The organism is uncultured Vibrio sp. (assembly GCF_947488985.1).
Taxonomy (GTDB): Bacteria; Pseudomonadota; Gammaproteobacteria; order Enterobacterales; family Vibrionaceae; genus Vibrio.
On record NZ_CANLBV010000300.1, the window covers coordinates 1 to 454 of the forward strand.

The following is a 454-nucleotide window of genomic DNA, read 5'->3' on the forward strand; positions in this document are numbered from 1 at the left end:
ATTACAGAAGACGAATAGCGCTTCGGAGAAGGGATTAAGGTTCATATTCTGTTCAACGATAAAGCTCAAGCCGTTAATGCCCTTTCTAAAATCGACGGGCGCCTTGTGGAGATAGATAACAGAGATATCAGGGAATATTTTCATACAACAGCAAGCTCCTTCAATAGAAGGCCGAGCCACTGAGGTGCTACATCACGAGGCACATGAAGAGAGCACGCCCCCGCTTCAAGCCGTAATTCCGTAGGTAACGTAGAGGGAGGCCGTTGCTCGGTTTTGGTGTTTAGCATGGCTGTTTTTTCAACAACAACGAATTCAGAAAGTGAATCTTCTCGTTTTTTAGGCAGGTTGACTAAATGCTGTAGTTTTCGACGGTTGTTGTCAAACGTTTTTGGATGAAGATTGTGCTCTAAACAAAACTGAGCGGCAGACTGCTCACTATTGTAATACTTCTGCA

The 454-nt window shown here is 44.3% G+C and carries 2 protein-coding genes; both read right to left on the bottom strand.

Going from position 1 to position 454, the window contains the following annotated elements; genetic code table 11:
• Positions 1-144 (bottom strand): IS66 family insertion sequence element accessory protein TnpB (gene tnpB, locus Q1A70_RS20915; protein WP_363318263.1); only part of this gene is annotated, 144 nt, incomplete at its 3' end.
• Positions 141-454, bottom strand: a 314-nt coding sequence (locus Q1A70_RS20435; protein WP_299695894.1) for an IS66 family insertion sequence element accessory protein TnpB, incomplete at its 5' end; no start/stop codon positions are given. The genes Q1A70_RS20435 and tnpB, both read right to left, overlap by 4 nt.